The organism is Ralstonia sp. 25C, assembly GCF_051904805.1.
Classification (GTDB): Bacteria; Pseudomonadota; Gammaproteobacteria; order Burkholderiales; family Burkholderiaceae; genus Ralstonia.
The window spans coordinates 574,946-590,418 of sequence record NZ_CP196738.1 but is presented as its reverse complement, the minus strand read 5'-3'; the positions used below and the strand labels follow the sequence as shown (position 1 = coordinate 590,418).

Sequence of the window (15,473 nt, the reverse complement as noted above, 5' to 3'; positions counted from 1 at the left end):
TTCGATTGGCGTGGCATTCTTTAAGTTGAGGCACTCCCCTCCAGAGGAGGGGGTTAAGCTCTTGACATGCTGCCGAAATGGAGAAAATCCGGGGTGGTTGCGGATAAATCAACGGCCTTATCTTGGGGGGATTGCGCGGACTTAGCGAAAATTGCTCAGCCTCGGAATTGCCCCGGTACCCTCCCGCTTTGAGGGTTCTTTGCGGACGCGGCTGACCGGGCGTTGCCGATGTCGCTTGTGGTCGGATTTGCCGCTGAGGAGGGCGTCTCAAGACGCTGACTTGTCGTCGCCCAGCAGAGCCACGCGCACCAGCCAACGCCGCACGACCTGCTCCTCATCGGGCGTGAAGCCCTCCAGCAGATCGCGCTCAATGCCGCCGGAGCGTTTGCGGCAAGCGGCAAGCAACGCGGCGCCCTCCGGCGTGACGTCGATGTGCTGAATGCGGCCATGCACGGCATGCGGGCGTCGCGCTATGGCGCCGTTGCGCTCCAGGTTGGCCACGATCACGCTCACCGTCTGCGGCGTGAGCAGCGTCAGGCGGGCGAGGTCCGCATTGGAGAGTCCGGGGTAGGCGCGGATCATCGTTAGCACCAGGAACTGCGGCAGCGTGACACCCACATCGGCCATGGCGCGCTCCATGCGCAGGCGGTGCGCGGCGCTGGCCTGGCGGAGCAGGTAGCCGAGGTAGCCTTCTTCGCCGCGCTTGCCTTGGCCGGGCTGGGGGATGACGGGTGCGTTCGTGTCGGTACCCGCGCTGTTGGCAGGGGTGCGCTTGCTCATGATATCAGTGCTCGAATATGATGTTCGAACTGTGATATTAACACGCAGTCCTCTCCCACCCCCTTAGGAGCCCTACATGGAACACATGGAAGATCTCTCGCCCCGCATGGACTACGCAGAATTTGTCAACATCGCCGGTGGTGTGTCGGCTGCCTTGCAGGCGCTAGGCAAGGCGGTCGACGCCTCCGGGTTGGAAAAGCCGTTGACCGAGCTCATCAAGCTGCGCGCTTCGCAAGTCAACGGTTGTGCGTTTTGCGTGCAGTTTCATCTGAACCTCTCGCGCAAACTCGGCGTGGCGCAATCCAAGCTGGACCTTGCGGCCGTGTGGCGCGATACGCCGGCCGTGTTCACCGCACGCGAGCGCGCCGCCTTGGCGTGGACGGAAGCGCTGACCACCTTGGCGCGCGCCACCGAGCATGGCGTGGAAGACGATGCTTACGACGCCGTGTGCCAGCAGTTCTCCAAGACCGAGATCGCCTTCTTGACCGCCGCCATCGCCAACATCCAGGCGTGGAACCGCATTGCCGTGGCATTGCGTTTCGCGCCGCCGGTGCCGGCAACGACTGCTGCGCAGGCCTGACCATGGACGCCATTCGCCCCATTGAGGATGAAGCCGCGCTGCGTGCGTGCTTTCCCGTCATGCACCAGCTCCGCCCGCATTTGGCGGATGCCGATGAGCTTGTCGCGCGCTGGCGCCGGCAGATGGAAGAGGGCTACCGCCTCATCGCGGTGTGGCGAGATGGCGTGCCCGTGGCGCTGGCGGGGTATCGGCTGCAAGAGAATCTTGTGTACGGCCGGTTCCTGTATGTCGACGATCTGGTGACCGATGCCAACCTGCGCAGCAGCGGCCTGGGCAACGTGCTGATGGACCACCTCAAAGCTGAAACGCAGCGCCAGGGCTGTGTGCGGCTGGTGCTCGACACACCGTTGTCCAACGTACTGGGGCACCGCTTTTACTACCGCAGTGGCCTGCTGGCGGGCGCGCTGCGTTTCGGCATCAATGTGCCGCCCGGAGGTATGTCATGACGACACTGCTACATGTGGCTGTGAGCCCGCGTGAAGATCGCTCGCACAGCCGGCGCGGCGCGCAATTGATCCTCGATCAACTGGCCGAGGCGACGTCTGGGCTGCGCATCATCGAACGGGATCTTGCGGCAGCGCCCTTGCCACATCCCGATGCCAGCTTCGTCAACGCCAGCTTGATGCCTGACGCGGATCGCGTGGGCACGCATCGCGCAGCGCTGGCGTTGTCGGAAACCTTGATCGGCGAGCTTGAGGCCGCCGACGCCGTGTTGATCTCCACGCCGGTACACAACTACACCGTGCCATCGGCGTTGAAGGCGTGGATCGATCTGGTGGTGCGCCCAGAACGCACGTTCCGCCGCACGCCGACGGGCAAGGTCGGCATGCTGGCGAATCGCTCGGTGCTGGTGGTGTCCGCATCGGGCGGGCATTTTGACGGGGCGCACGCGCAGACGGATTTTCTGATGCCCTATCTGCGCTATGTGTTTGCCACCGTAGGGATTCATCAGGTTGAGGGGATCCGCCTGCAGAACACGGCGCGTGGCGTCGAGGCGACCACCCAGGCGTTTGAGGGCTTCCGTCGCGAACTGGCTGCGCGCCTGTTGCTGATGCCGTTGGTGGCCTAAGCCGCTTGCATGCAAAAAAAAGCCGGTGCATGACCGGCCTGTTTGTGTTGCAGACGTGGCTCAACGGCATTTGCCGTGGCGTGTCTGCCCGCGCGGGCAAGGGTGGATGCGATTGCCGCCGCGGTCCCAGCCGCCTTGGCGCATCTCCCACCCCCGGGGCCCGTGCACCCACCTCGGCTGGCGCCAGTGATAACCGGGTCGGCCACGCATCCGATGGCCGAGGTGCCAGACGTAGCGGTTGCCCTGCAGTTGCCAGTACCCCGGCGCCCACACATAGCCTGGAGGCAGTGGGGGAATCCGCTCGTGGCGCGGCGCAGGCGGCGGCCCGATCCGCACATGCATGGACACTTGAGCCTGCGCGGGCAACGCGCTCGCACCCAACACGCCGGCCATGGCCAGGCAGATGCTGAGTCGCCATGCATTCTTCTTCATAGTTGGGTCTCCCCAGAGCGATCGTGGTGGGATCGTAGCATCGGGCAGGTGGTTTGCCAGTCTAGGGATCAGGGCGCAGATTCCGCCGCCTGCGCGAGCTGCTTCAGTGCCTGCACGAAATAGGCGCGATCATGCGGCGCCAGTTCCTGCATGGCTTCGGACAGGCGTTCCATGGCAGTGTGAGCTGTAGCGTGATCACCGTCGGCACGGGCGAACCACGCCAGTTCGAGCAGCAAGCCGCTGACTTGCACGCGGCCGTAGCGGTGGCGGCCGCTGTCGTGTTCGCGCAGGCGCAGCGCGGCTACGTCGGCCCAACGCGCGGGCCAGTAGCGCACATCAAACGCTTCGGCAAATGGCCCAGCCTGGTTTTGTAGATCGACCAATGTGAGCGGAGCTCGGCTTGTGTCGGCGCGCGCAATGCGCATCAGTGCGATGGCGTTCCATGCCGATTGCAGCGGTCCGCCATTGCGCAACGCTTGCCATTCGCTCATGGCGAGCCAGCGCACGGCATCGACAGTGCCATCGCTGTGGGCCGCTTCACCCAGTACGTCGCGCAGCAGCCAGCACGTCATGCCAAGGTTGGCAGCGACCTGCTGCACCGCATCGGCAGCTTGGCTTTCCAGTGCGGCGGCCAGCGCCGTTTCGAATTGCGCGACGATATGCCGGGCCGCCTGTGCGCGCACGTCGATGGCCATGTCGGTGTCATCGGCATAGAGCAGGCGCGCGCGTTCAATGAGGGCGCTGAGGTTGTTCCACTCGAAGCGGATTTGCGGGTGATAACGCAGCAGGCTGCGCCCAGGTTCGGCATCGACCAGGCGGGCGAGCAAGCCGGCGGCGAGGTCGAGGTCGCGCCGGTCATACGCGCACCAGGCGGTGACGATGCGTTCCATCGCCGCGAGGTAATCATTGCCGAGGACATGGCGCTGGCGGCGGTGCGCGCGCAGTTGCGAGAGCAGCGCGCTGGCGCGAGTGGAGTCGCCCAGACGGCGCGCGGCCATCGCCTCGCCCAGGGTGACGAGCGCGCGTTGGAAGTCGTTGTCGGCGGCGTCGCTGGCGTGGCGCAGGGCAAGCAGCGCGCCGCCGCGCTCGGTGTCCGACGCACTCGTGCTGGCGCTCAGGGCGTGGAGCAGGCGGCCCTCGCGCATGGCATGGCGCGCCGTCAGAAAGGCGTGCCAGAACGCCGGGTTGGGTGTGCCGGGGGCGGGGCCGGAGAGGGCGCTGGCGGTATCGATAGCGTGGTCCGTCGCGCTGTCCGACACGGGGATGCCGAGAAAGGCGCGCACGTCGGTATCGTCCGCGATGCGGCCTTCCACCAGGCAGACCACGCGCGCCGCATCTTCGGGCGTGAGCCAGAACGGACCCTGGCTGCGCTTGTCGGCGTTGAGAAAGCGCGGTTCGCGGTCGCGCACCTCTCCCCAGCCGGCTTGCACGCCCCAGTTCTGCCAGTCGCGAAATGCGCGGCTGATCATCATGCGCTGCGTGCTTGCATCCGACACGGCGCCACGCAAGTCAGCGAGCCGCACCACAGGCTGCTCCGGTGACAGCCGATGCGCATATGCCAGGCGGACCAGCAGCCACAAGCTCTGGAACGGCACGCGCCGGCCATCGACGGTTTGCGGCGTGGTCAGCTCAACATGCAGGGCGGGTAGGGTAGACGGCGTCATGCGAAGGGCGTGGCGAAGCAATGTGGTCGCCATTGTGCGCCAAGCCATGCGTTACAGGCGTTACGCCCGTGACGTGCCAACCGTGTTGCCAACTGGCGAGCGTGTCCCGTGCTCCCTACGATGCGCAGCGCCGGCGCTTGCCGGCGATCCCCACCACAACGTTCAAGGAGCCCTTATGTTGTTTCGTTGGTTCAAGCCCCTCGCACTGGTCGTTAGCATTGGCGCGGCTGCCCTGTGTGCGCCCGCTGCCCACGCCGAGCTGATCGTGCGCAATGACCTCAAGCGCGTGTTTGACGACGCTGGCGTCACCGGCACCTTCGTACTCATGGACATCAGCGCAGATCGCACCTACGTGGTCAACCCGGCACGCGCTGCGCGGCGTATCAACCCGGCGTCCACCTTCAAGATTCCCAACAGCCTGATCGCTTTCGACACGGGTGCGGTGCGCGACGACCAGGAGGTGCTGCCCTACGGCGGCAAGCCGCAACCCTACAAGCAATGGGAGCACGACATGGCCTTGCCCGAGGCAATTCGGCTCTCGGCCGTGCCCATCTATCAGGAGGTGGCGCGGCGCATCGGGGCACCGCGCATGCAGGCCTACGTGGATGCGTTCGACTACGGCAACCGCCAGATCGGCAGCGTGATCGACCAATTCTGGCTACGTGGTCCGCTGGAGATTTCTGCGTTTGAAGAGGCACGCTTCACCAGTCGCATGGCGCTCAAGCAATTGCCGGTGAAGCCGCGCACATGGGACATGGTCCACCGCATGCTGCTGATCGAACAGCAGGGCGACGCCGCGCTGTACGCCAAAACGGGTGTCGCGACGGAATACCAGCCGGAGATTGGCTGGTGGGTGGGCTGGGTCGAGCGTGCCGGGAATGTGTATGCCTTTGCGCTGAACATCGACATGCCGCGCGAAGGCGATATGGCCAAGCGCATTCCGCTGGGTAAGCAATTGATGCAGGCGCTAGCAGTGTGGCCGACCCCATAAGCCTCGCAGTATTGCGTACCGGGTATTCCTAGTTTCAATCAGGAATACCCGTGCTTATCGATCGGAATCAAGTTGTTAGACCATGCAATCTGCAAACAAGTGTTGCGTGAGGCTGCTACAAAATCGCCATTTACAAAACAGCCGCGCGTGGTCGTTCGAAAATGACTGATCACAGTACATCGCCCGAGGGTCGGGTATGGGGGAAGTTATGTGGAAGCCTTTTGTCAAAGTGGCGGTCGCGCTGGCGGTAGCTGCCTCGGGTGTGAGTCACGCGCAGCCGACGTCGGGTCCGCAGCGAGGTGTGATCCGCTTTATCGGGTTGGTGGTTGAAGACGGATTCGCTCTGGACGCAACGCGTGGCACGGTCGCCAAGACCCCTGCCGCGGCGGCAGATTTACGGGCACGCGCGGCCAGCAACGACGATTACGTCGTCGTGGATTTCAACGCCAAGGGCACCAAGCCGATTCCTGCCGAGGTGTCGGTACAAGCCAGCACAACATCCCGGATACCATTGCGCGTCGGGCAAGCGAGCAGCGATGCGGACGTGCGTGTCGATTACAGCGGCTTTCGGCGCAACTTGCTGATGGGGCGCAGCGGCAGGCTAACGGTGTCACGCGCAAATACTACGGTGGAGCCCGTCTTGGCCGTGGTGATGGTTGCGTATCGATAGGCGAGGAATCTTCCTCGCCTTTTTTGTTGCCGACGCTTACGACGCTACCGGCCCCACCGGCGACTGGAACGGGTGGTACTGATAGAGCCACGTCTCCGACAGCGGCTTGCCATCCACCCGCAGGAACAGGCGCATGTCCACCGGTTCCTTGCCGTCGACCGTCAGGTCGAACTGCGCACGCCAGTGGCCTGGCACACCGTTCGGCACGGCCTCTGTAAACACATACGAGAACGTGCCGCGCGAGGTGCTCAGCACGGCCTCCGGCTTCACGCCGAAGGGAATCTTCTCCAGCGGGCCGCCCTTGAACTCGACCATGAACTTGCGCACCCCGCGTGGACGCGGCTGGCCCGGCTGGCCGCCATTGCCCAGGCGCGTGGCCACGCAGCGCGCCAGTTGCGTCGGATACGGTTCATCAGCCAGCCAGTGCAGCCGATAACGCAAGCGGTATTGGCTGCCCGCGCGTGCCGGCGCCTTCGGTACCCACATGGCGACGATGTTGTCGTGGATCTCGTCGTCGGTCGGGATCTCGATGAGCTGCACGGCGCCTTCGCCCCAGCCCTCCAGCGGTTCCACCCACAGGCTCGGGCGGCGCTCGTAGTGCACGCCGTCTTGGTAGTTGTTGAAATCGCGGTCGCGCTGCAGCAGGCCGAAGCCGCGCGGGTTGTTGTCGCCAAAGGCCGAAGCCATCGTGCGCGGCGGATCGTTCAGCGGACGCCAGATGCGCTCGCCGTTGCCCGTCCATAGGGCGAGGCCGTCGGAGTCGTGCACCTCGGGGCGCCAGTCGGTGGCGGTGCCCTTGGCAGTTTCCGAGAACCAGTACATCGACGTGGCTGGGGCGATGCCGAAACGGTCCACGTCCTTGCGCAGGAAGATCGCCGTGTCGATGTCCATCACCACGCCCTTCGTGCGATGCATGGCGAAGCGGTAGGCGCCCGTGATGCTCGGGCCGTCGAGCAACGTGTAGATGGTGACCGAGTCGGCGTGGCTGTCTGCCGGCGTGTCGAACCACACGTGCGTGAAGTTGGGGAACTCTTCGGGCTTGCCAGCCTGCGCCACATCGAGCGCAATGCCGCGCGCAGACAGCCCGTACTGATACAGCTCGCCAATGGCACGGAAGTACGAAGCGCCCAGGAAGGCGACCCAGTCGTTCTTCTTCCAGTCGAGCTTTTTCTGATCGCCCAGGCGGCTCTCCTGGAAGCGGAAGCCGGCAAAGCCGCTGCCACGCGGCAGCTTGCGTGCGGGGCTGTCGGCGGGCATGTCGAAGTACGACTCGTCGTAGACGACTTCGCGTGCGGCGCCCTTGTCCACCACGTGCATGCGCACCGGCGCGCGGAAGAACGTGCCCAGGTGGAAGAACGTCACCGGAAATTGGCCGGGCCCGTCCGCAAACAGGGCATGCGCGGTGTCGAACTTGATCTTGCCGTGCGCCTCGTAGTCGATCTTGGCGAGGATGTCGGCCGGCGCGGTGGCGGGCGGCGTGTATGGCTTGCTTGCCATCGTGCGGGCGCGGTCGATCAGCGCATCGAACGAAAACGGCGATGCATCGCCAAGCTTGACGCGGCTGGCGGCTAGCGCTTCGGGCGTGATGCCGAGCGCAGCCAGCGAGGCGGAGATGGAAGCGGAGGCAAGAAGGGTGCGACGCGTGACCATAGGTGCCTGTGACGTATCGTTGAATCAGAATAGTCCGACATGGTAACGCGGGTGGGGTTCGCTCCACCATTTGGCCGAGGCCTATACTTGCCCGTCACATTTCAGGAACAAGAGCAACATGACGATCGATTCCGACAGCCGCTGGCGGCGTCAGATTTTCGTTTGCTGCATTGCCATGGTCATTTTGGGCCTCAGCTTGTTTTATCTCGGATATCAAGGGCTGAGCCGAGGCAGCGTCGAAGTCTATTTAAAAAGTAGTGGCAAGCACTTCATGGCCTACGCCAAGGGGCCGCACGCTGCATCCTTTGTGTACGAGGTTTGGTTGCACATGATTGCAGGCGGTGGCATGGCAATGTTGGGCGTGTTTGGTCTGCGGCTATGGGTGTTCGGCGGCCCGGCTCGTCGGGAGCGTGCGCGGGTCGCGGTTGAAGCAATGCGCTCGCGGCACACACGCGTGCCGGGCTGGCTGGCCTTTGTGGTCATCAGTGCGTTTGTATCTGTGTGCCTGTGGGCAGGATTCGTATATCGACGTTGACCGTTTGCGCAGACGTTCACGCCACCAAACCCGCTGTTCATCGCAACCTGCTGGATGCATCGCTCGACGGCCAACGATACTGCGTGCACCAACCTGATGTGGGGCTTTCCATGGCGCAACGACGTCGCAGTGCCGGCTGGTTGATCCGTGCGGGCATTGTTTTCGCGCTGACATACGCTGCGCACGGGGTCCTCGCCGCCCCACCATGCGATGCGCCTGCCCAGTTGAACGACGGCTGGCAAATTGAAGCGAGCCCCGCAGCGGCTGGCCTCGACGCCCGTCGCCTTTGCACCGTTCTGCGCAATCTCGCCGACGGCGAAGCCAACATTCACAGCCTGCTCATCGCGCGCCACGGCCGTCTCGTCGCGGAGGTCTACCACGCCGGCAAGGACGAACGCGTGAAGGACTTGTTCCGCACCACGCGCACGTTCGACGCCAATACGTTGCATGACATCCGCTCGATCAGCAAATCGGTGACGAGCCTGCTGTGGGGTATCGCACAGGGGCAGGGCAAGACGCCACCGCTCGATGCGCCCGTACTGTCTCTATTTCCCGAATTGGCGAATCTAAATCGAGATGGCCGCCAGGCGATTACGCTGTCCCAGATGCTGTCGATGTCCAGCGGTCTGGCCTGGAACGAATGGCGCGCGACGAGCCTGTTCAACAACGACGAATTCGGACTCTTCTGGCACACGTCGCAGGTGCATTACGTTTTCGATCGGCCAATGGCAGCACCGGCCGGCACGCAGTTCAACTACAACGGCGGCAACACGGCGGTGTTGGCGCAATTGCTGGCCGAGCGCGTCGGCATGTCGTTGCCCGAGTACGCGCGCAAGCAGCTGTTTGAACCGCTGGGCATTACCGACTGGGAATGGGTGGAGGACTACCGTGGCCGGCCGCTCGCGTTTGCCGGGCTGCGCCTGCATCCGCGCGATCTTGTGCGCATCGGCCAGCTCGTATTGCAGCGCGGTCAATGGAACGGCCGCCAAGTGGTACCCGCCGAGTGGATTGCCGATTCAACCCGTCCGCACATCGACACCGGCATGGGTCTGCAATACGGCTATCAATGGTGGCTTGGCGAGGTGGATGCCGGCGGCATGCACCAGGGCTGGATCGGCGGCATCGGCAATGGCGGCCAGCGCCTGTGGATCCTGCCCGGGCTCGACATGGTGATCGTCACCACCGCCGGCGACTACAACCAGCGCGCGAGCTGGAAGCAGGCCGCAACACTGTTCGATCAAGTGATGGCGACAGTGCAGCCGGCCCAACCGGCCGCGCGGTGATTGCCACGCTTCAGAGAAACCGATCCAGAATCTTCCGGCTGGCTTTATCCAGCGCCAATTGATCGCGGATCAGGTAGTGGATGCCGTGGCTGTCGGAAATCAGCAGCGTGGTGCCTGTCAGGCGGCGGATGTCTTCTTCGCCGCGCAGCACGAGGTCGGTCTGGCCGCGATCGGTCTCCACGGTCCACGTGCTGGGCGTGGCATAGGTCGATACGCCGACGATCTTGCGGATCTCCGGCATGAACTCGCGTGCGGCCAGTTCGGCTTCGAGCAGTGCGCGCGTGGGCGCAGGCAGCGCATCGAGCCGGGTAATCCAAGCCAGCTCGCGGCCGTCGGTGCTCATCAGGCTGAGGCCGTCGTCTGCGGCGGAGATGGGGAACGCGCGCACGGGCATCACGCCTTCGTGGGCGGTGCCGTCGGCCAAGGTTACGACGAGCTTGCCGAAGCTGTTGCGGCTCAGGGTGAAATCGGGTGTCTGCATCGCAGTGTCGTTCGATATGCGTGATTACTGCGCGTAGGTCGGTTCGGCGGCGTCCGTGCGCTCGCCGTCGCTCGTCATGTCGGTGTCGGCATCGACATTGCGCGCTTGCGCCTGATACAGCTTGTAGTACGCGCCTTCGCGTGCGAGCAGTTCGTCGTGATTGCCGACTTCGACGATCTGGCCACGGTCCATGACCACGAGGCGATCGGCCTTGCGCAGCGTTGACAGCCGGTGCGCGATGGCGATGGTGGTGCGGCCCTGCACGAGGTTGTCGAGCGCCTTCTGGATTTCCTTCTCGGTGGTCGTATCCACGGAGGAGGTGGCCTCGTCCATGATCAGGATGCGCGGGTTGATGAGCAACGCGCGGGCAATCGAAATGCGCTGGCGCTCGCCGCCTGACAGCGCTTGGCCGCGTTCACCCACCAGCGAGTCATACCCGTGCGGCAAGCGCAGGATGAACTCGTGCGCGTGCGCGGCGCGCGCGGCAGCGATGATCTCTTCGCGCGTGGCGTCGGGCTTGCCGTAAGCAATGTTGTCGGCAATCGTGCCGAAGAACAGGAAGGGCTCCTGCAGCACCAGGCCAATGTTGCGGCGGAATTCCGAGATGGGCAGCGAGCGGATGTCGGTGCCATCCAGACTGATCGCGCCTTCCGATACATCGTAGAAGCGGCAGATGAGGTTGACGAGCGTGCTCTTGCCCGAGCCGCTATGCCCCACCAGGCCGATCATCTCGCCCGGCTGGATCGACAGGTTCAGGCCGCGGATCACTGCCCGGTTGCCGTAGCGGAAACCCAGGTCGCGCAGCTCGATCGCGCCGTTGACCTTCTCGATGTGCACGGGCTTGGCCGGCTCCGGCACGCTCGATACATGATCGAGAATGTCGAAGATCCGCTTGGCGCCAGCGGCCGCCTTTTGCGTGACGGACACGATGCGGCTCATCGAATCCAGCCGCGTGTAGAAGCGGCTGATGTACGTGAGGAACGCCACCAGCACGCCCACGGTGATGGCGTCGTGGCTCACCTGCCAGATCCCGAAGATCCACACCACCAGCAACCCGATCTCGGTCAACAGCGTGACGGTGGGCGTGAACAGCGACCACACCGCGTTGACCCGGTCGTTGATCGCTAGGTTGTGCTTGTTGGCTTCGGCAAAACGCGTGACTTCGCGCTTTTCCTGCGCGAACGCCTTGACCACACGGATACCCGGGATCGTATCGGCCAGCACGTTGGTGATTTCCGACCAGATCCGGTCGATCTTCTCGAAACCATGGCGCAGGCGGTCGCGTACCAGGTGGATCATCCACGCGATAAAGGGCAGCGGCACCAGCGTGACGAGCGCCAGCCACGGGTTGATCGAGATGAGGATCACGGCCGTCATCGCGATCATCAGCACGTCGGTGGCGAAGTCGAGCAGGTGCAGCGACAGGAACACGCTGATCCGGTCGCTCTCCGAGCCGATGCGGGCCATCAGGTCACCCGTGCGCTTGCCGCCGAAGTATTCGAGCGACAGCTTGAGCAGGTGCTCGTAGGTAGTGGTGCGCAGGTCCGCGCTGATGCGCTCGGACACGCGCGCCAGCAGGTAGGTGCGCGCCCAACCCAGCGACCAGGCCACCAGCGCGGCGCCCAGCAGGCCGGACAAGTAGAGCGTGACGAGGCTGTAATCGATCGGCTTGCCGTTCTGATACGGGATCAGCACCTTGTCCATTAAGGGCATCGTAAGGTACGGCGGCACCAGGGTGGCGGCGGTGCCGAGCAGCAGCAGGGCAAAGCCGGCCAGCAATTCCCACCGATATGGCCGTGCGAAGCGCCACAGGCGCAGCAGTGCCCAGGTGGAGGGCGGTTGTTCCAGTTCGCGGCTGCATTGCGGGCAGGTGTCTTCGCCGGGCGGTAGGGGTGCCTTGCAAGTCGGGCAGATATCCGCGTCGGGCTGTACGACTTGGGTGCCGTCGGTCAACGCCTTCAGTGCTTCCAGGCGGGCGTCGAACAGGTCGGTCAGCCGCAGGGCATCGGCGTTGTGGCCCAGCGTATAGCGCCAGCCGGCCAGACGGCGTTGTCCGTCGGCCAGTTCCAGTGCGCCCACGCCGGCGTGGTCGGTGTGCGAAAGGGTCATGCCGGGGGCGATGTCCCAGCTTTGCAAATCCTTTTCACCCGGGTTCATCCCGATCAGGCGACGATTCGTAACAACCAGCCACCCGTGGGTAAAATGCAGTTTGGCGTCCAGATCCAGCTGCATTCCGGCCAGGACGGCTTCTTCTGGGGCGAGGCTTGCGCCAAGCGCGGCGCTCCAGGGATCCTGAGCACGGATAGCGGTGGGGGCGGACGATGGGGAGGACTGGGTCATGCGCGGCGCAAAGAACTCAAAAAGCGCGTCTCCGTGGCACAAAAAGCGGCCCAAAACGGATAAAGGACGAACATTAATCGGAGCAGGAGCGCGGGCTCGCACGTCTGGCGGCCCGCAAATTTTGCCCGCAAGTATACATAGCGAACCGAGCCTGACATTTGTTGCAATGCACAACGGACGTCTGGCTCAAGAGGTCAACGCCGAAGCCGTTGTAACGTTATTGAAAGGTAACGGTTCGATTTCACGGGCCAATTCACGGGTACATCGCCCCGGCTTTCCAAGCAAATTCAATGAAGAAGAAGGACATTGAGATTCTCGATGTCATGTCGCTGCGCGGCCCGAATATGTGGACATATCGGCCAGTGCTGGAGGCATGGGTTGACATCGGTGAACTGGAGGATTTCCCTTCCAACACGATTCCGGGGTTCTATGAGCGCCTGTCGACGTGGCTGCCAACGCTGATCGAACATCGCTGCAGCCCCGGCGTGCGCGGCGGCTTTCTCATGCGCTTGAAGGAAGGCACGTGGCCCGGCCACATCCTGGAACACATCACGCTTGAGCTGCAGAACCTGGCCGGCATGCCCGGCGGTTTCGGCAAGGCGCGCGAGACCCCCATCCGCGGCGTCTACAAGGTGATCGTCCGTGCCTGGCACGAAGACGTGACGCGCGCCGCACTGTTTGCCGCGCGTGACCTTGTCATGGCGGCCATCGAAGACCGTCCCTACGACGTGGACGCGACCGTCGAACGCCTGCGCGAGCTGGTGGAAGAGCACTGCCTTGGCCCCAGCACGGCATGCATCGTCGACGCCGCTACGGAGCGTGGCATTCCGTCGATTCGCCTGTCCGACGGCAACCTCGTGCAACTGGGCTACGGTGCTCGCCAGCGCCGCATCTGGACGGCCGAGACGGACCGCACCAGCGCCATTGCCGAATCGATCTCGCGCGACAAGGACCTCACCAAGAGCCTGCTGCAGTCCTGCGGCGTGCCGGTGCCTGAAGGCCGCATGGTCGATAGCGCCGAAGACGCGTGGGACGCCGCCGAAGATATCGGCGTGCCCGTGGTGGTCAAGCCGTACGACGGCAACCATGGCCGTGGCGTGTTCACCAACCTGATGACCCGCGAGGAAGTGGAAACCGCGTACGCCGTGGCCATTGAAGAAGGCAACGGTGTGATCGTCGAGCGCTTCGTCTCTGGCAACGAGCACCGCTTGCTGGTCGTGGGTGGCCGCGTGGCCGCAGCGGCCATGGGCGAGTCCGCATCGGTGGTGGGCGATGGCACGTCCACTATCGAGCAACTGATCGAATCGCAGATCAACGCCGATCCGCGCCGTGGCAACACCGAAGAACACCCGCTGAACCCCGTACGCCTGGATTCTGCCGCGCAGCTCGAACTCAAGCGTCAGGGCTATGCCGATGGCAACGCCGTGCCGCCGGCGGGCCGCAGCGTGCTGATCCAGCGTAATGGCAACGTGGCATTCGACGTGACGGATCGGGTGCACCCGAGCGTGGCTGCGCATGCCGCGTTGGCAGCGCGCGTGGTCGGCCTGGACATTGCAGGCGTGGATTTGGTGGCTGAAGACATCTCGCGCCCACTCGATGTGCAGCGCGGCGCCATCGTCGAAGTGAATGCGGGCCCTGGCCTGCTGATGCACATCCGCCCGGCGCAGGGCGAGCCGCGCCCCGTTGGCCGCGCGATTGTCGATCACCTGTTTGCCGAGAAGGGTGGCGCGCAAGGGGGGGAACAAGACAATGGCCGCATTCCCATCGTCGGTATCACAGGTACCAACGGCAAGACGGTTGTGGCCAAGCTGGTGGCGCATCTGCTGCAGCTTTCGGGCAAGCACACGGGCCTTGGTTGCAGCGACGGTCTGTACTTGGACCGCCGCCAGGTGGAGCCGGGTGCGCGCGGTGATCGCGCAGCGTGGGACGCCTGCCACCGCATCCTGATGAACCGCGCGGTGGAAGCCGCGGTGTTCGAGAACGACAGCGGCATGATGCTCTCGCAGGGCTTGCCGTATGACCGTTGCCAGGTCGGCGTGGTCACCAATTTCGGCAAGCCTGACCACCTGGGCGACTTCTACATCGAAGACGAAGACCGGATGGTCAGCGTCCTGCGCACGCAGATTGACGTTGTGCTGAAGACCGGCGTGGGCGTGCTCAATGCCGCTGATGCCCGTCTGGTTGAAATGGCCGAGCTGTGCGATGGCGACGTGATCTTCTTCGCGCTGTCGGGCGATCTGCCGGCCATCGTCGCGCACCGTTCGCAAGGCAAGCGCGCCGTGTTCGTGCGCGAAGGCAAGGTGGTGCTCGCCACTGGCCAGACAGAAGTCCCACTGGCCGATGTCTCGGCGATTCCGCTGGCTTACGCTGGGCGCGTGCCGTTCCAGGTTGAGAACGTGCTGGCTGCCGTGGCGACCGGCTGGGCGCTGGGTATCTCCAACGACTTGATGCGCGCTGGCATCGTCACGTTCGACGTGGGTCAGGTGGATGTGCCGGGCCGCTTCACGCTCATCCAGCACAACGGCGCGACGATCGTGGTGGACGACGCGCATAACGCAGCCGCGCTTGAAGCGTTGGCTGTGTCGCTGGACAACTTCCCGGCCGAGCGCCGGACCCTGGTGTTTGGCGCCGGCTTGCAGCGCCGCGATGAAGACTTGGTGGCGCAAGGCGCCGTAATCGGCAAGACGTTCGACCGCGTGCTGCTGTGCGAAGACGCCAGTGTCAAACGCACCGACGACCAGTTCAACGCCCAAGCACGCGCGCTGCTCAAGCAAGGGCTGCAAGAAGGCGGCCGTGTTGACGAAGTCGTCGTCGACGGCGGCAAGCGTCGCGAGGTGGTGGAGGCGGCGCTGTCGCAACTAAAGACCGGCGAACTACTCGTCTTGCAATGCGACGAATGCGCGATTGAGGGCACCGTCGAACAAGTCCACCAGTGGATGGGCCGCGGCCAATCCCAGACCTGACGACCTGGCCTGACGTCACAAAGAAAGCCCAAAGC

At 64.2% G+C, this 15,473-nt stretch carries 15 protein-coding genes; 9 read left to right on the top strand and 6 right to left on the bottom strand.

The features are described from left to right. Nucleotides 1-267: 267 nt before the first annotated feature. Nucleotides 268-780, bottom strand: a complete 513-nt coding sequence (locus tag ACS7SF_RS21175) for a MarR family winged helix-turn-helix transcriptional regulator (protein ID WP_439894089.1) — start codon at nucleotides 778-780, stop codon at nucleotides 268-270. Nucleotides 781-865: 85 nt separating this feature from the next. Here ACS7SF_RS21175 and ACS7SF_RS21170 point away from each other — a divergent pair, with 85 nt between their 5' ends. Genes ACS7SF_RS21170 through ACS7SF_RS21160 form a run of 3 tightly spaced genes read left to right on the top strand, consistent with a single transcriptional unit; the run spans nucleotide 866 to nucleotide 2,429 of the window. Further along, entirely contained in the window at nucleotides 866-1,360 is a 495-nt protein-coding gene (locus tag ACS7SF_RS21170) for a carboxymuconolactone decarboxylase family protein (RefSeq protein WP_439894448.1), read from the top strand. Next, nucleotides 1,357-1,806 (top strand): GNAT family N-acetyltransferase, encoded by a 450-nt coding sequence (locus ACS7SF_RS21165; protein WP_439894447.1) that lies wholly within the window; start codon nucleotides 1,357-1,359, stop codon nucleotides 1,804-1,806. Before ACS7SF_RS21170 ends, ACS7SF_RS21165 begins: the two co-directional genes overlap by 4 nt. Further along, the gene (locus tag ACS7SF_RS21160; protein WP_439894088.1) at nucleotides 1,803-2,429 is read left to right on the top strand and encodes an FMN-dependent NADH-azoreductase; all 627 of its coding nucleotides are present in this window, start codon (nucleotides 1,803-1,805) and stop codon (nucleotides 2,427-2,429) included. Before ACS7SF_RS21165 ends, ACS7SF_RS21160 begins: the two co-directional genes overlap by 4 nt. A gap of 60 nt (nucleotides 2,430-2,489) precedes the next feature. On the opposite strand, the gene ACS7SF_RS21155 is transcribed toward ACS7SF_RS21160, so the two are convergent. Both ACS7SF_RS21155 and ACS7SF_RS21150 read right to left on the bottom strand, forming a co-directional pair. Beyond that, complete coding sequence (locus ACS7SF_RS21155) at nucleotides 2,490-2,861, bottom strand: YXWGXW repeat-containing protein (RefSeq protein ID WP_439894087.1); 372 nt, start codon at nucleotides 2,859-2,861, stop codon at nucleotides 2,490-2,492. 68 nt (nucleotides 2,862-2,929) lie between these two features. Beyond that, nucleotides 2,930-4,525, bottom strand: coding sequence for a hypothetical protein (locus tag ACS7SF_RS21150; protein ID WP_439894086.1), 1,596 nt, complete (start codon nucleotides 4,523-4,525; stop codon nucleotides 2,930-2,932). Between the two features lie 175 nt (nucleotides 4,526-4,700). On the opposite strand from ACS7SF_RS21150, the gene blaOXA reads away from it, so the two are divergent. Together blaOXA and ACS7SF_RS21140 are read left to right on the top strand one after the other, a co-directional pair. Beyond that, on the top strand, nucleotides 4,701-5,516 hold the full coding sequence (blaOXA, locus tag ACS7SF_RS21145; protein WP_439894085.1) for an OXA-60 family carbapenem-hydrolyzing class D beta-lactamase: 816 nt from the start codon (nucleotides 4,701-4,703) through the stop codon (nucleotides 5,514-5,516). Between the two features lie 208 nt (nucleotides 5,517-5,724). Then, nucleotides 5,725-6,186, top strand: a complete 462-nt coding sequence (locus tag ACS7SF_RS21140) for a hypothetical protein (RefSeq protein WP_439894084.1) — start codon at nucleotides 5,725-5,727, stop codon at nucleotides 6,184-6,186. Nucleotides 6,187-6,222: 36 nt separating this feature from the next. Here the strand turns inward: ACS7SF_RS21140 and ACS7SF_RS21135 are convergent, their stop codons facing one another. After that, the gene (locus ACS7SF_RS21135) at nucleotides 6,223-7,836 is read right to left on the bottom strand and encodes a glucan biosynthesis protein (protein ID WP_439894083.1); all 1,614 of its coding nucleotides are present in this window, start codon (nucleotides 7,834-7,836) and stop codon (nucleotides 6,223-6,225) included. A gap of 118 nt (nucleotides 7,837-7,954) precedes the next feature. Here ACS7SF_RS21135 and ACS7SF_RS21130 point away from each other — a divergent pair, with 118 nt between their 5' ends. Continuing rightward, nucleotides 7,955-8,371, top strand: coding sequence for a hypothetical protein (locus ACS7SF_RS21130; RefSeq protein WP_439894082.1), 417 nt, complete (start codon nucleotides 7,955-7,957; stop codon nucleotides 8,369-8,371). 110 nt (nucleotides 8,372-8,481) lie between these two features. Continuing rightward, complete coding sequence (locus ACS7SF_RS21125) at nucleotides 8,482-9,654, top strand: serine hydrolase domain-containing protein (protein WP_439894081.1); 1,173 nt, start codon at nucleotides 8,482-8,484, stop codon at nucleotides 9,652-9,654. 10 nt (nucleotides 9,655-9,664) lie between these two features. Here ACS7SF_RS21125 and ACS7SF_RS21120 read toward each other — a convergent pair whose 3' ends face one another. Both ACS7SF_RS21120 and ACS7SF_RS21115 read right to left on the bottom strand, forming a co-directional pair. Next, complete coding sequence (locus ACS7SF_RS21120; RefSeq protein ID WP_439894080.1) at nucleotides 9,665-10,135, bottom strand: cyanophycin metabolism-associated DUF1854 family protein; 471 nt, start codon at nucleotides 10,133-10,135, stop codon at nucleotides 9,665-9,667. A 24-nt stretch (nucleotides 10,136-10,159) separates the two neighbouring features. After that, on the bottom strand, nucleotides 10,160-12,475 hold the full coding sequence (locus tag ACS7SF_RS21115) for a cyanophycin metabolism-associated ABC transporter (RefSeq protein WP_439894079.1): 2,316 nt from the start codon (nucleotides 12,473-12,475) through the stop codon (nucleotides 10,160-10,162). Here ACS7SF_RS21115 and ACS7SF_RS21110 point away from each other — a divergent pair. Both ACS7SF_RS21110 and cphA read left to right on the top strand, forming a co-directional pair. Then, entirely contained in the window at nucleotides 12,474-12,785 is a 312-nt protein-coding gene (locus tag ACS7SF_RS21110; RefSeq protein WP_439894078.1) for a hypothetical protein, read from the top strand. The genes ACS7SF_RS21115 and ACS7SF_RS21110 overlap by 2 nt on opposite strands. After that, nucleotides 12,766-15,438, top strand: a complete 2,673-nt coding sequence (gene cphA / locus ACS7SF_RS21105) for a cyanophycin synthetase (RefSeq protein ID WP_439894077.1) — start codon at nucleotides 12,766-12,768, stop codon at nucleotides 15,436-15,438. The genes ACS7SF_RS21110 and cphA overlap by 20 nt, the downstream gene beginning before the upstream one ends. The last annotated feature ends 35 nt before the right edge of the window (nucleotides 15,439-15,473 follow it).

Bases quoted from the DNA above. Each gene is read 5' to 3' on its own strand.
- ACS7SF_RS21130 (WP_439894082.1), top strand. From the start codon at position 7,955: ATGACGATCGATTCCGACAGCCGCTGGCGGCGTCAGATTTTCGTTTGC.
- ACS7SF_RS21120 (WP_439894080.1), bottom strand. From the start codon at position 10,135: ATGCAGACACCCGATTTCACCCTGAGCCGCAACAGCTTCGGCAAGCTC.
- ACS7SF_RS21115 (WP_439894079.1), bottom strand. From the start codon at position 12,475: ATGACCCAGTCCTCCCCATCGTCCGCCCCCACCGCTATCCGTGCTCAG.
- ACS7SF_RS21110 (WP_439894078.1), top strand. From the start codon at position 12,474: ATGCGCGGCGCAAAGAACTCAAAAAGCGCGTCTCCGTGGCACAAAAAG.
- ACS7SF_RS21155 (WP_439894087.1), bottom strand. From the start codon at position 2,861: ATGAAGAAGAATGCATGGCGACTCAGCATCTGCCTGGCCATGGCCGGC.
- ACS7SF_RS21135 (WP_439894083.1), bottom strand. From the start codon at position 7,836: ATGGTCACGCGTCGCACCCTTCTTGCCTCCGCTTCCATCTCCGCCTCG.
- ACS7SF_RS21170 (WP_439894448.1), top strand. From the start codon at position 866: ATGGAAGATCTCTCGCCCCGCATGGACTACGCAGAATTTGTCAACATC.
- blaOXA (WP_439894085.1), top strand. From the start codon at position 4,701: ATGTTGTTTCGTTGGTTCAAGCCCCTCGCACTGGTCGTTAGCATTGGC.
- ACS7SF_RS21140 (WP_439894084.1), top strand. From the start codon at position 5,725: ATGTGGAAGCCTTTTGTCAAAGTGGCGGTCGCGCTGGCGGTAGCTGCC.
- cphA (WP_439894077.1), top strand. From the start codon at position 12,766: ATGAAGAAGAAGGACATTGAGATTCTCGATGTCATGTCGCTGCGCGGC.
- ACS7SF_RS21150 (WP_439894086.1), bottom strand. From the start codon at position 4,525: ATGACGCCGTCTACCCTACCCGCCCTGCATGTTGAGCTGACCACGCCG.
- ACS7SF_RS21125 (WP_439894081.1), top strand. From the start codon at position 8,482: ATGGCGCAACGACGTCGCAGTGCCGGCTGGTTGATCCGTGCGGGCATT.
- ACS7SF_RS21175 (WP_439894089.1), bottom strand. From the start codon at position 780: ATGAGCAAGCGCACCCCTGCCAACAGCGCGGGTACCGACACGAACGCA.
- ACS7SF_RS21160 (WP_439894088.1), top strand. From the start codon at position 1,803: ATGACGACACTGCTACATGTGGCTGTGAGCCCGCGTGAAGATCGCTCG.